Source organism: Affinundibacterium danionis (genome assembly GCF_042432465.1).
Taxonomy (GTDB): domain Bacteria; phylum Pseudomonadota; class Gammaproteobacteria; order Burkholderiales; family Burkholderiaceae_D; genus Undibacterium; species Undibacterium danionis.
Genome location: NZ_JBHLXJ010000002.1, coordinates 294005 through 307031 on the forward strand (window position 1 = coordinate 294005; position 13027 = coordinate 307031).

Below are 13027 nucleotides of genomic sequence, written 5' to 3' on the forward strand. Positions count from 1 at the left end.
CATGCTGATTGATTTGCAGGAAATATCCTCGGGAGCCCACTTGCGACGCGCAGCAAGGTCAGTGCGGGTTGTCTATAAAGATAAAGTAGTCGTGGTAGGCGGTAATGCACCTGTGGTGATTCAATCGATGACCAACACGGATACTGCTGATGTGATCGCTACTGCGATTCAAATTAAAGAGTTGGCTCGTGCCGGTTCAGAGCTGGTTCGCATTACGGTAAATAATCCTGAAGCGGCGGCTGCGGTGCCTGCCATTCGAGATCAATTGGATCTCATGGGCGTTGATGTGCCTTTGGTGGGTGATTTTCACTATAACGGCCATACTTTGTTAAAAGACTTCCCTGATTGCGCCAAGGCTTTATCCAAGTATCGGATTAATCCGGGAAATGTTGGGCAAGGTGCTAAGCGTGATACGCAATTTGCACAAATGATAGAGATGGCCTGTCGTTATGATAAGCCGGTACGTATCGGTGTCAATTGGGGTAGCTTGGATCAAGCGTTGTTGGCAAGAATTATGGATGAAAATTCCAATCGCGCTGAGCCATTGAGTGCGCAATCGGTCATGTATCAGGCTTTGATCACTTCAGCGATAGAAAGTGCGCATAGAGCCGAAGAGTTAGGCTTGGCAGCGGATAAAATTATCTTGTCTTGTAAGGTGTCTGGTGTGCAGGATTTGATCGCAGTTTATCGAGAAATTGGTAAGCATTGTGATTATCCTTTGCATTTGGGTTTGACCGAGGCAGGAATGGGAAGTAAGGGAATCGTAGCGTCAACTGCTGCATTATCTGTTTTGTTGCAAGAGGGTATAGGCGATACTATTCGGATTTCCTTGACGCCAGAACCTGGTGGTGATCGTTGTCGTGAAGTTTTTGTGGCTCAGGAAATTTTACAGACAATGGGCCTACGTAAATTTATGCCCATGGTGATCGCTTGTCCTGGTTGTGGAAGAACCACTTCAACGGTATTCCAAGAGTTGGCTGATAATATTCAGTCGTATTTGCGTGAGCAAATGCCGACTTGGAAATTGGCTTACCCAGGGGTGGAAAGCATGAATGTTGCAGTGATGGGATGTATCGTGAACGGACCTGGTGAGTCGAAGCATGCCAATATTGGTATTAGTTTGCCCGGAACGGGTGAGTCGCCCGCAGCGCCGGTATTTATTGACGGTGTAAAGGCGATGACTTTGCGGGGCGAAAATATCGCAAAAGATTTTCAGCAGATTGTGCTTGATTATGTGCACAGCCATTACGCACCAACAGCCTAGAAATTTAGTTTTAAAAAGAAGCGTTTCAATCGAAATTAAAGTGGAAATGAATGCATGTCCGAAGATAAAAAAATAGAAAAAATCAGTGGTATCAAGGGAATGAATGACATTCTCCCTGAGCAGGCTGCGCTTTGGGAATTGTTCGAAAATACTGTGCAATCTGTATTGAAAAGCTACGGTTTTCAACAGATGCGTACCCCGATTGTTGAAGCTACACCTTTATTCGCGCGTGGCTTGGGTGCGGTGACCGATATCGTCGAAAAAGAAATGTATTCTTTTGAAGATGCGATGAATGGCGATAAGCTGACGTTGCGTCCTGAGAATACTGCCGGTATCGTGCGTGCCGCGTTGGAGCACAATATTACCTATGAGGGGCCAAAGCGCGTTTGGTATAACGGCCCTATGTTTCGTCATGAGAAACCGCAACGCGGCCGTTATCGTCAATTCCATCAAGTTGGGGCTGAGGCCTTAGGTTTCGCTGGTCCTGATATTGATGCTGAATTAATTGCGATGTGCCAGCGCTTGTGGGATGACCTTGGTTTGACCAATGTTCGTCTGGAATTAAATTCGATAGGTGATGCTGCCGAGCGTAATCAACATCGCGCAGAATTAATCGCTTATTTTGAGCGGCACAAAGATCAGTTGGATGCCGAGGCTCAGCGTCGTTTGTATTCAAATCCTTTGCGTATTCTCGATACAAAAAATCCAAGTATGCAAGACTTGGTCAACAAGGCACCCAAATTATTGGATTTCTTAGGTGAAGAATCTAAGGCGCATTTTGAAGGCGTGCAGAAAATATTGCGTCACAATAGTATTCCATTCACGATCAACTCAAGATTGGTGCGTGGTATGGATTACTACAATCGCACGGTGTTTGAGTGGGTTACTGATGAACTCGGTGCGCAGGGTACGGTATGTGCAGGTGGACGCTACGATACTTTATTCACGATTTTTGGTGGTAAGCCTACGCCAGCGTGTGGATTCGCTATGGGCGTTGAACGCCTGTTGGAATTGATGAAACTCAATGGCGATGCGGATGTCGCGAATAGTTGCGATATCTACCTAGTGCATCAAGGCGAGCAAGCACAAATGCAATCTTTTGTTTTAGGTGAGCGTTTACGTGATGCAGGCTTAGATGTTGTGTTACATTGCGCATCTGCTACGGGAATCGGTAGTTTCAAGTCGCAAATGAAAAAGGCGGATGCAAGTGGTGCCGCATTTGCTGTCATCATTGGCGAGGATGAAGCGGCAGCTGAGACAGTGACTGTCAAGTCTATGCGCTCAGAGGATTTTGCTAATAATCAAGTCAGCGTTCCTTTCGATACCGCGGTTGATTACTTAGTAGATCAAATTGTTGGCGCGGATCACGACGAATCCCAGTGCGATAACCCTAATCATATTCACCTTCATCATTAATAAAAATGGCATACGATCTCGAAGAGCAAGAACAGATAGACACCCTCAAGGCGTGGTGGAAACAATACGGTAATTTGGTGACTTGGCTGTTAATCGCGGCCTTATCAAGTTTTGCAGCTTGGACCGCTTGGAATACCTATCAACGCAATCAAGCTGCACAAGCCTCCACCTTATATGAGGAAGTGCAACGTGCAGTTGGATTGAAAGATAATGCCAAAGTACAAGGTGCAACAGCAGCTCTTGTCGATAAATATAGCGGTACTGCGTACGCAACAATGGCTGCGCTCGCCGCTGCTAAAAGTGCGTTTGACAATAATGACTTGAAAGTCGCGAAGACTCAGTTAACTTGGGCCATTGATCATGCGCATACTAAAGAATTTAAAGCTTTAGCAAAATTACGCTTGACGTCTATTTTGTTAGATGAAAAGAATTTTGACGAAGCCGCTAAAGTCTTGGCGGGAGATTTTCCTGCTGCGTTTGAAGCGGACGTCATGGATAAAAAAGCAGATGTTTTTGTTGCTCAAAATAAAATTAAAGAAGCACGTGATATGTACAAAAATGCTTTGGATAAAATGGGTGACAAGCATGCTGGCCGTCAGTTGGTGCAGATTAAATTAGACGCAATTGGTGGTGCTGCAGAAGTAAAAGCGGCAGCCTCTTCAGAGAAAAAATAAATTGGAAATGACTATGTTTTTACGTAGCACTTTATCTCTTGTTATTGGTTTGAGTTTGTTGTCCGGATGTTCAACACTGTCGTCTTTAAATCCATTTGCCAAAGAGGATACAAAGAATGCGCCAGCACCTTTGCAAGAATTTAAGCAAAGTATGGCGGTCAAGAGTGCTTGGACAGTGAATCTTGCTAATGCCGGGGATTATGTATTTTCACCTGCCGCAGTTGCTAATGACGTGTATGTTGCAGCCGCAGACGGTAGCCTCGCAAAAATTAATAATGCCAGCGGTCAAGTCACGTGGAAAATAAAGGCAGATTTGCCTTTGACAGCGGGTGTCGGTGCGAATCAAAAAGCAGTAGTGGTCGCGGCTGAAAAAGGTGTCGTGTTTGCTTTTGACGTGCAAGGAAAATTGCGTTGGCGAGCTCAGGCATCTAGTGAAATTTTATCGACACCTGCGGTGTCTGATGATTTTGTCTTGGTGCATAGTATTGATAACCGTATCTCCGCGTTTGATATTAACACTGGTGAGCGTAAATGGACTGTAGAGCGGCCATTGCCAGTGTTGACTTTACGTATCGTGACCGGAATTACGATCAAAGATCAGCTGGCGATTATTTCCTCACCTGGTGGTAAGTTAATTGCATTAGCTTTGCAAAATGGTGGTTTACGTTGGGAAGCAACGGCTGCCGAACCAAAAGGTGCAACGGAATTGGAACGTATCGTGGATATGTCCGGTGCGCCAGCGGTGGTAGGTAACAATGCGTGCGCCTCTAGCTATCAAGGTCGTGTTGGTTGTTTTGACTTGACGAATGGTAGCGCGAAGTGGACTAAGGCCATTTCTAGTGAAGTAGGTGTGGCTGCTGATGAACGATTTGCGTTTGCCGCTGATAATGAAGGTGGTGTGTACGCCTATGCCTTGAGTGGTGGTGCCACTATGTGGAAAAACGATAAATTGACGAACCGTGGCTTGGCCGCACCTATGTCTTTTGGACGTGCTGTGGTGATCGGTGATCGTTTAGGCTATTTGCACTTTTTATCTCGAGAAGATGGTTCTTTCCTGGCTCGTATGCCTACGGATGGAAGTAAGATTATGTCTGCCCCGACTTTGGTCGGTAATAACCTGGTTGTTCAAACTAAACTAGGTGCTGTTGTCGCATTTGCGACGGAATAAATTAATGAAACCAGTTATTGCTTTAATCGGTCGACCTAACGTCGGCAAATCTACACTCTTTAATCGCCTGACGCGTACCCGTGATGCTTTGGTTGCGGATATGCCTGGCTTGACTCGTGATCGCCATTATGGTGAGGGTAGAGTGGGGGAGCGCCCATTTTTGGTCATCGATACCGGTGGTTTTGAGCCGGTCGCCAAAGAGGGCATCATGCACGAAATGGCGAAACAAACTAAGCAAGCAGTAGCTGAAGCCGATGTTGTCATTTTCTTGGTGGATGGTCGTCAAGGATTGACCCCGCATGACAAGACGATTACCGATTTTTTGCGTAAATCAGGCCGCTCGGTGATGCTGGTGGTAAATAAAGCAGAAGGTATGCGCTATACCAGTGTTGCTGCTGATTTTTACGAACTTGGTTTGGGCGATCCCTATGTGATCTCCTCTGCGCACGGTGATGGTGTCGCTGATTTGGTCGATGAAGCCCTGAATATTGCGCATGCTTCTCGCCCTCAAGAAGAAGATGAAGCCGCCGATGCAGCTAAGGGTATTAAAATTGCCATCGTTGGTCGCCCGAATGTCGGTAAATCTACTTTAGTAAATACGCTGCTTGGTGAAGAGCGAGTGATCGCGTTCGATATGCCAGGTACTACACGCGATTCTATTGAGATCCCTTTTGAGCGTGATGGACAGCAGTATACTTTGATTGATACGGCGGGTATTCGTCGTCGTGGTAAAGTTTTTGAAGCGATAGAAAAATTCTCTGTTGTTAAAACTTTGCAGTCGGTTTCTGAAGCGAATGTCGTGTTGTTGCTACTGGATGCGCAACAAGATATTTCAGAGCAAGATGCACATATCGCAGGATTTATTTTGGAATCAGGTCGCGCGTTAGTGGTCGGTGTGAATAAATGGGATGGTCTGCAAAGTGATCGGCGTGATGAAATTAAAATGGATATTGAACGCAAGTTAAATTTCCTGACCTTTGCCAAATTCCATTTTATTTCTGCATTAAAATCGACTGGTATTAGTCCATTGATGAAATCCATTGATGCGGCATACGAAGCAGCGATGGTGAACTTGTCGACACCTAAGTTGACGCGTGCTCTGATTGAGGCGGTTGAACATCAACAACCGAAACGTAAAGGATCGATTCGTCCTAAGATGCGTTACGCGCATCAAGGTGGACAAAATCCACCTATCATCGTCATTCATGGTAATGCTTTGGAGGCGATTGGTGATGTGTATAAGCGCTATTTGGAAAAGCACTTTAGAGAAACTTTTTCTTTAACTGGTACGCCTTTGCGTATAGAAATGCGTTCGGGTAAAAATCCATTTACTAAAGATTCGAAGTAAGGATTTGCTTAACGCTAAATTTACTTCGTTTATTTAGAAATGATATATGGCGGTAAGTATTTTAAAAATTAAGTTCTCGTGGTATCTTAATTATCTTTTGGACACTTGAAATCATAAAAAGTGTCTCCAACTCCTAATCACAACAACACAATGGAGCTGTTATGAGTAATAAAGGGCAACTGTTACAAGACCCATTTTTGAATGCACTAAGAAAAGAGCACATTCCTGTCTCTATTTATTTAGTGAACGGTATCAAGCTACAAGGTCACGTAGAATCGTTCGATCAATATGTTGTGCTGTTGCGTAATACTGTCACACAGATGGTTTATAAACATGCGATTTCCACTGTCGTTCCTGCACGTGCGGTGAGTATCAATTCAGAATCTGAAGCTGAGTAATTATTTTTGAATTTCATTTGTTATCGTAATATTTTTAGGTTCCTATGCGCGCTGCTCTAGTTGGCGTGGACTTCGGCAAGGGTGACTTTGCTGCAAGTTTAGACGAACTTTCTCAGCTCGCGCTATCCGCGGGGGCTGAGACTATCACAAGCATCGCTTGCAAGCGCTCTAGTCCTGATGCTGCATTATTTGTCGGTTCAGGTAAAGCCGATGAAATTGCGCATGCTGTCATTGATCTCTCCTTAGACCTTGTTATTTTTAATCACGCACTTTCTCCTGCCCAGCAGAGAAATTTAGAGCGTCATTTAAAGATTCGTGTCGTCGATAGAACTAGTTTAATTTTGGATATCTTCGCTCAGCGTGCAAAAAGCCATGAAGGTAAAGTACAGGTCGAATTAGCGCAGTTACAGCATTTGGCGACACGTTTGGTTCGTGGTTGGACACATTTGGAGCGGCAAAAAGGTGGTATAGGTTTGCGCGGTCCTGGTGAAACTCAGTTGGAGACCGATAGGCGTTTGCTAGGTGAGCGGGTTAAGATGCTCAAGGCAAAAATGGAGAAGCTGCACAAACAGAGAGAAACGCAGCGCCGTTCTCGTGGGCGTAGTAAGACTTTTACAGTGTCTTTGGTCGGCTATACCAATGCGGGTAAATCCACATTGTTTAATACTTTGACGAAAGCAGGTACCTATGCCGCCAATCAGTTGTTCGCAACCTTAGATACTACCTCGCGCCGACTGTATCTTGAGGGTGTTGGGAATATCGTCGTGTCTGATACGGTTGGTTTTATTCGTGATTTACCCCATCAATTGGTAGCGTCTTTTCGGGCAACGCTTGAAGAAACGATTCATGCTGATTTGTTGTTGCACGTGGTTGATGCTGGTAGCGCAGTGCGCAATGATCAGATTGATCAGGTGAATCATGTATTAAGGGAAATAGGTGCTGACCACATTCCACAGTTATTGGTGTGGAATAAGATTGATCAAGCTGATTTACCTGCCAACGTAGAGCGCGATGAATATGGTAAAATCAACAGGGTTTTTCTTAGTGCAAAAAATGGCTTGGGTATTGATTTATTGCGAAATGCCATCATTGAATTGATGCAAGAGGCGCCAAATAGTGCCAGTGTCGAATCAGATCAAGAAGTTTTACTTGAAGAGTAAAATTGATTATGCATTGATGTATGGTTTTCTTTTGAAATTAATGAGGCGATCAGTTGGCGATAAATGTGTCGCAATTTGATTGCAAATTATCAGACTGCTGGTAACACTAGTTTAACTTTTTAACGGGTAATGAACGAATGCGAATTCCCTTTTTGAAACGCTTAATGTCTTTTCGCCCCTTATTGTCTTTGAATGATCCGCAATGGGGGCGAGGTTCAAAAGACGGTAAGCAAAACGGCAAAAAGCCTGAAGATGGTCCGCCTGACCTTGATCAATTGTGGCGCGATTTTAATCAATCTATCGCTCGCTTGTTTGGTAAAAATGGCGGGAATGATAATGGTAGTAATGGCAGCGGCGGATCGCCTGATTCGACCTTCGCAAAAGTCGGGCTCGGTTTAGTATTGATCGTGATCGGATTTTTCTGGATGGTGAGTGGCTTCTTCATTGTGGAAGAAGGTAAAACTGGAGTGATTACCACATTTGGTAAATATAGTTACCAAGCTAGCCCGGGTTTCAATTGGCGCTGGCCAACACCAATTCAAGCGCATGAAATCGTTAACGTACAACAAGTTCGGACGGTAGAAGTTGGTTATCGCAATAATGTGAAAAACAAGCAGCCGAAAGAAGCGTTGATGCTGACTGACGATGAAAATATTATCGACATTCAGTTTGCGGTTCAATATAAGTTAAGTGATGCGGCGAAGTGGTTGTATAGCAATCGTGATCAGGAAGAGATGATACGTCAAGTTGCCGAGACCGCGATTCGTGAAATTGTGGGCCGTAGCAAAATGGATTTTGTTTTGTACGAAGGCCGTGAAAAAGTGGCGTTAGATGTAAGCCTGCTGATGCAACAAGTTTTGGATCGTTATGAGTCTGGTGCGCGCATTACGAATGTGACAATGCAGGCAGTGCAGCCACCCGAGCAAGTGCAGGCGGCATTTGATGATGCAGTCAAAGCAGGTCAAGACAAAGAACGTCAAAAGAATGAAGGCCAAGCTTATGCGAATGATGTAATACCAAAAGCACGTGGTGAAGCGTCGCGTATGTTGCAAGATGCAGAGGGCTATCGTTCTCGCGTTATTGCAAACGCGGAAGGTAATGCAGCCCGTTTTAAACAGGTATTGGTTGAATATCAAAAAGCGCCAGCGGTCACCCGTGATCGTATGTACTTGGAAACTATGCAGCAAATTTTTTCTAGTACAACAAAGTTGATGATGGATACTAAGAATGCAAATAACATGATTTATTTGCCTCTAGATAAGTTAAATGGTGATAGCGCCGGAAAAGCGAGTCAACCCGCAAATACAGCGACTAGCGCAGTTGCCGATACCATGACCACCGTGGAAGTGCGAGGCAGTAAAGATGGTCGTGCTCGCGATTCTCGTGATAGGGAGTCACGTTAATGAATAAACTTATTTCTACTCTATTGGGTTTGCTGATCGCTGGTATCGCAGCTTATTCAACCATTTTTGTTGTGGATCAAAAGTCGCACGCGATTGTATTTGCTTTAGGTGAAGTCAAAGCAGTGATTAGTGAACCTGGTTTACATTTCAAGTTGCCTCCACCATTTCAAAATGTAAAATTCTTAGATAAGCGTATTTTGACGATAGAGTCTCCAGAGACTGAGCGTTTTATTACGGCTGAAAAGAAAAACATTTTGGTTGATACTTATGTCAAGTGGCATATCACCGACCCCAAGCTTTATTATGTGAGTGTTGGTGGTGAAGAAGGCCGTGCGCGTGATCGTTTATCACAAATCGTGAAAGCAGCTTTGAACGAAGAAATTACTAAGCGCTCTGTGCGTGATGTGATCTCTGGTGAGCGCGATAAAGTAATGCAAGCGATCCGTAAAAAAGTCACTGATGAAGCGAAACAAATTGGTGTGGAAATAGTTGACGTACGTTTGCAGCGGGTTGATTATGTTGAGCAGATCAATAATTCTGTCTACGAGCGTATGAAAGCTGAGCGTAGTCGAGTTGCCAATGAATTGCGTTCTACTGGTTTTGCCGATTCTGAAAAAATTCGTGCCGATGCAGATCGTCAACGCATTGTGATTTTGGCTGAGGCGTACAAAGAAGCGCAAACGATCAGCGGCGCTGGTGATGCCGAGGCGGCGAAAATCTATTCGCAAGCTTTTGGTCAAAACGCCGAGTTTTACAAGTTTTATCGTAGTTTGGAAGCATATCGTGCCAGCTTTAAGAACAAAACCGACATGATGGTAGTTGATCCAAGTTCGGAGTTTTTCAAATACTTTAAAGCACCAAGCTCAGGCGCTGTCGGAGCTGCACCGAAAAAATAATTTGTTAGTAAAGTGGGTGTTGTTAGTCAGACTGCATTTCATTTCGAACTGCAGTCTTTCTAGTTTTTGCCCTATCCATTAATGTTTGCAGTATTGTTATTACTGAAGATTGTTTCTTATGCCAAATTGGCTGCTCCCCGAAAACATTGCTGACGTCTTGCCATCAGAAGCACGCAAGATAGAAGAGCTACGTCGTGTCTTGTTAGATAATTTCCGTTGTTATGGCTATGAATTAGTCATGCCGCCTATGCTTGAGTACATCGAGTCTTTATTGACTGGTGCCGGGCAAGATATGGATTTGCGTACTTTCAAATTGGTCGATCAAATCTCTGGTCGTACTATGGGGGTGCGCGCCGATATGACCACGCAAGTGGCACGCATTGACGCCCATTTGCTGAATCGCAAATCGGTGACTCGACTATGCTACGTCGGTAGTGTTTTACATACCCGTCCGTCAGGTCTACATGCGACTCGCGAGCCTTTGCAAATCGGCGGGGAAATTTATGGGCATGCGGGATTAGAGGCTGACGCAGAAATTCAAGCATTAATGTTGGCTTCATTAGCGCTTGCGAATATTTCTGAAGTGCGTTTAGATCTGTGCCATGTTGGTGTGCTGCGCGCCTTGTTAAATAGCGATGCTGCTGCCAAACGACATGAGTCGCAATTATTTGCCTTACTAGAAGCAAAAGATTTGCCGGCCTTGAAAGCGTTGACGAAAGACTTTCAACCAGACATACGCCAGGCTTTATTGGATTTGCCAAATTTATACGGCGACAAAGCGATTATTCAAAAAGCGCGTGAAATTTTGCCCAAACTCGATGGGATTGCGATAGCATTGGACGAATTAGCGTATTTAGTCGATTTAGCAGGCAATGCCAAGGTGACGGTTGATTTAGCAGATTTGCGTGGTTATCACTATCATAGTGGTGTCATGTTTAATGCCTACGTTCCTGGCTTACCGAATGCCGTAGCGCGCGGTGGTCGTTATGATCACGTGGGTGAAGCATTTGGTCGTGCGCGTCCGGCAACTGGATTCTCATTAGATTTGCGTGAATTGGCGCGTTTGATGCCATCGGCAGAGCGTAAGAATGCGATTTTGGCACCGTGGAGTTCGGATCCAGCGCTGCGCCATAAAATTAATGAATTGCGCCAGGCAGGCGAGATTGTCATACAAAATCTGCCAGGTCACGAGAATGAACAGGACGAATTTGAGTGCACACGCATGGTCGAATTCGATGGTAGTCAATGGATTTTAAAAACTGTAGGTTGATGAGCGATGTCACAAAATAAACCAGCAAAAAACGTAGTTGTCATTGGTACCCAGTGGGGCGATGAAGGCAAGGGAAAAATCGTCGATTGGTTGACGGATCACGCGCAAGGTGTTGTGCGTTTTCAAGGTGGTCATAATGCCGGCCATACTTTGGTGATCGGCGGCCAAAAGACGGCTTTGCAATTGATTCCTTCAGGGATTATGCGTGCTGGCACGGCCTGTTACATTGGTAATGGCGTGGTCTTGTCGGTACCAGATTTGCTGCGTGAAATTGATAAATTACAGGCCAATGGTGTTGAGGTTTGTTCGCGTTTAAAAATCTCTGAAGCGTGCCCAGTAATCCTGCCATATCACACTGCGTTGGATGCAGCGCGTGAAGCGGCACGTGGTGCCGCTAAGATCGGCACAACAGGCAAGGGCATAGGCCCAGCGTACGAAGATAAAGTTGCACGTCGTGCGATTCGCGTGGCTGATTTGTTGAACCCAGAGCGCTTTGCCGAAAAACTCAAAGAAAATCTGGAATACCATAATTACGTTTTGGTGAATTACTTAAAAGCTGAGCCAGTCGACTTCCAAAAAACATATGACGATGCGATGCGCGATGTAGCGCGTATCCGTCCTATGGTGACTGACGTCTCTAGTGCGCTGCATGCCTCTTATAAAAACGGTGCAAGTTTGTTGTTCGAAGGTGCGCAAGGTAGTTTGCTCGATATCGATCATGGCACTTATCCATTCGTCACTTCAAGTAACTGCGTTGCGGGTAATGCGGCAGCGGGTTCTGGTGTTGGTCCTGGCATGTTGCATTACATTTTGGGCATCACTAAAGCCTATACGACACGGGTAGGTTCTGGTCCATTCCCATCTGAATTGCCGACTGATCAAGGTGTTGGTAAGCATTTGGCGAGTGTCGGTCATGAGTTTGGTACGGTCACTGGTCGAGCACGTCGTTGTGGTTGGTTTGATGCCGCTTTGTTGAAACGTTCTGTGCAAATCAATGGTGTATCTGGTATGTGTTTGACCAAGTTGGATGTGTTGGATGGATTGGAATCCCTGAAGTTGTGCACTGGTTACACGATAGATGGCAAAGCGGTGGATATTTTCCCGGTCGGCGCAGAAGATGCTGCGCGTTGTGTGGCGGTTTACGAAGAAATGCCAGGTTGGTCTGAGTCTACGGTAGGTGCGCAATCTATGGATGCTTTACCAGTCAATGCACGTAATTACATTAAGCGCATCGAAGAGCTGGTAGGTGTGCCAATTGATATGGTTTCAACTGGCCCTGACCGTGAAGAAACGATTGTGCTGCGTCACCCGTTTCTTTGATTGAATCTGTCGCTGATTTTGAAAAGTTGTTGATCTTGAATACTGAGCAAAAAGATTTGTGGGTTTCGTGGGATGAGTATCATCGCGCTATTGAACTCTTAGCATTGAAAATCCATGAGTCGGGCTTACAGTTCGATCATATTTTATGTCTGGCGCGTGGAGGACTTCGTTTAGGCGATGTTTTCTCGCGTCTGTTTAAACTGCCTTTGAGTATACTTTCAGTCAGCTCTTATCGTGGCAGCGCTGGACAGGAACATGGCCAAATTCAGATAGGTGGTAGTGTTGCCAGTGTTGAGCAAAATCTGAGTGGTAGGGTGCTGTTGTTGGATGATCTGGTTGATTCCGGCATTACTTTTAAAGAAGTCCAGCCTTGGTTGCGTAGTCACTATCCAGAAATTAGCGAGATTAAGAGTGCGGTGATATGGGTGAAGTCGGTATCGGTGGTTGTTCCCGATTTCTATATAGAATATGTAGAAGGCACGCCTTGGATACATCAGCCGTTTGAGATTTACGACACTTTGAGTTTTGAAGACTTGGCTAATCGCGAAAGACACTAAAGAAACCTTGAAGAGATAAAAGCGCTGAGAAGATCATTGTTTTTTATATGCACAGTATGACTATGTGCTTGTATTTCGTTCGTATATTCTCTTTTTAAATCTGCATTTTTAGTCTTTGGTTACTCAAACATTTTTGCCGATTTAAATGCAAAA

General features: G+C 44.9%; 12 protein-coding genes. All 12 read left to right on the forward strand.

The annotated features are described in order from the left end of the window. The first annotated feature begins 1 nt into the window (after position 1). The 12 genes from ispG to ACFFJH_RS01420 all read left to right on the forward strand — a co-directional run bounded on the left by ispG (position 2) and on the right by ACFFJH_RS01420 (position 12874). Positions 2–1264 (forward strand): flavodoxin-dependent (E)-4-hydroxy-3-methylbut-2-enyl-diphosphate synthase, encoded by a 1263-nt coding sequence (ispG, locus tag ACFFJH_RS01365; RefSeq protein ID WP_390209495.1) that lies wholly within the window; start codon positions 2–4, stop codon positions 1262–1264. Between the two features lie 54 nt (positions 1265–1318). Continuing rightward, a complete protein-coding gene (hisS, locus tag ACFFJH_RS01370) occupies positions 1319–2680 on the forward strand; it encodes a histidine--tRNA ligase (protein WP_390209496.1) in 1362 nt (453 codons plus the stop codon). Positions 2681–2685: 5 nt separating this feature from the next. Beyond that, the gene (locus ACFFJH_RS01375; protein WP_390209497.1) at positions 2686–3354 is read left to right on the forward strand and encodes a YfgM family protein; all 669 of its coding nucleotides are present in this window, start codon (positions 2686–2688) and stop codon (positions 3352–3354) included. A gap of 13 nt (positions 3355–3367) precedes the next feature. Continuing rightward, on the forward strand, positions 3368–4522 hold the full coding sequence (bamB, locus tag ACFFJH_RS01380; RefSeq protein WP_390209498.1) for an outer membrane protein assembly factor BamB: 1155 nt from the start codon (positions 3368–3370) through the stop codon (positions 4520–4522). 4 nt (positions 4523–4526) lie between these two features. Then, entirely contained in the window at positions 4527–5870 is a 1344-nt protein-coding gene (gene der / locus ACFFJH_RS01385; RefSeq protein WP_390209499.1) for a ribosome biogenesis GTPase Der, read from the forward strand. Between the two features lie 161 nt (positions 5871–6031). Next, positions 6032–6268, forward strand: coding sequence for an RNA chaperone Hfq (gene hfq, locus ACFFJH_RS01390; RefSeq protein WP_189344399.1), 237 nt, complete (start codon positions 6032–6034; stop codon positions 6266–6268). A gap of 44 nt (positions 6269–6312) precedes the next feature. Next, positions 6313–7428 (forward strand): GTPase HflX, encoded by a 1116-nt coding sequence (gene hflX, locus ACFFJH_RS01395; RefSeq protein WP_390209500.1) that lies wholly within the window; start codon positions 6313–6315, stop codon positions 7426–7428. Between the two features lie 164 nt (positions 7429–7592). Further along, positions 7593–8831 carry an FtsH protease activity modulator HflK gene (hflK, locus tag ACFFJH_RS01400; protein ID WP_390209501.1) on the forward strand — a complete coding sequence of 413 codons (1239 nt, stop codon included), beginning with the start codon at positions 7593–7595 and terminating at the stop codon, positions 8829–8831. Beyond that, a complete protein-coding gene (hflC, locus tag ACFFJH_RS01405) occupies positions 8831–9727 on the forward strand; it encodes a protease modulator HflC (protein WP_390209502.1) in 897 nt (298 codons plus the stop codon). The genes hflK and hflC overlap by 1 nt, the downstream gene beginning before the upstream one ends. 118 nt (positions 9728–9845) lie before the next feature. Further along, on the forward strand, positions 9846–10997 hold the full coding sequence (locus ACFFJH_RS01410) for an ATP phosphoribosyltransferase regulatory subunit (protein WP_390209504.1): 1152 nt from the start codon (positions 9846–9848) through the stop codon (positions 10995–10997). 6 nt (positions 10998–11003) lie between these two features. Continuing rightward, positions 11004–12317: an adenylosuccinate synthase gene (locus tag ACFFJH_RS01415; protein ID WP_390209506.1), complete on the forward strand. Its 1314-nt coding sequence runs from the start codon at positions 11004–11006 to the stop codon at positions 12315–12317. Beyond that, positions 12314–12874: a phosphoribosyltransferase gene (locus ACFFJH_RS01420; protein ID WP_390209507.1), complete on the forward strand. Its 561-nt coding sequence runs from the start codon at positions 12314–12316 to the stop codon at positions 12872–12874. Before ACFFJH_RS01415 ends, ACFFJH_RS01420 begins: the two co-directional genes overlap by 4 nt. Positions 12875–13027 lie beyond the last annotated feature (153 nt).

Bases quoted from the DNA above. Each gene is read 5' to 3' on its own strand.
- ispG (WP_390209495.1), top strand. From the start codon at position 2: ATGCTGATTGATTTGCAGGAAATATCCTCGGGAGCCCACTTGCGACGC.
- hisS (WP_390209496.1), top strand. From the start codon at position 1,319: ATGTCCGAAGATAAAAAAATAGAAAAAATCAGTGGTATCAAGGGAATG.
- ACFFJH_RS01375 (WP_390209497.1), top strand. From the start codon at position 2,686: ATGGCATACGATCTCGAAGAGCAAGAACAGATAGACACCCTCAAGGCG.
- bamB (WP_390209498.1), top strand. From the start codon at position 3,368: ATGTTTTTACGTAGCACTTTATCTCTTGTTATTGGTTTGAGTTTGTTG.
- der (WP_390209499.1), top strand. From the start codon at position 4,527: ATGAAACCAGTTATTGCTTTAATCGGTCGACCTAACGTCGGCAAATCT.
- hfq (WP_189344399.1), top strand. From the start codon at position 6,032: ATGAGTAATAAAGGGCAACTGTTACAAGACCCATTTTTGAATGCACTA.
- hflX (WP_390209500.1), top strand. From the start codon at position 6,313: ATGCGCGCTGCTCTAGTTGGCGTGGACTTCGGCAAGGGTGACTTTGCT.
- hflK (WP_390209501.1), top strand. From the start codon at position 7,593: ATGTCTTTTCGCCCCTTATTGTCTTTGAATGATCCGCAATGGGGGCGA.
- hflC (WP_390209502.1), top strand. From the start codon at position 8,831: ATGAATAAACTTATTTCTACTCTATTGGGTTTGCTGATCGCTGGTATC.
- ACFFJH_RS01410 (WP_390209504.1), top strand. From the start codon at position 9,846: ATGCCAAATTGGCTGCTCCCCGAAAACATTGCTGACGTCTTGCCATCA.
- ACFFJH_RS01415 (WP_390209506.1), top strand. From the start codon at position 11,004: ATGTCACAAAATAAACCAGCAAAAAACGTAGTTGTCATTGGTACCCAG.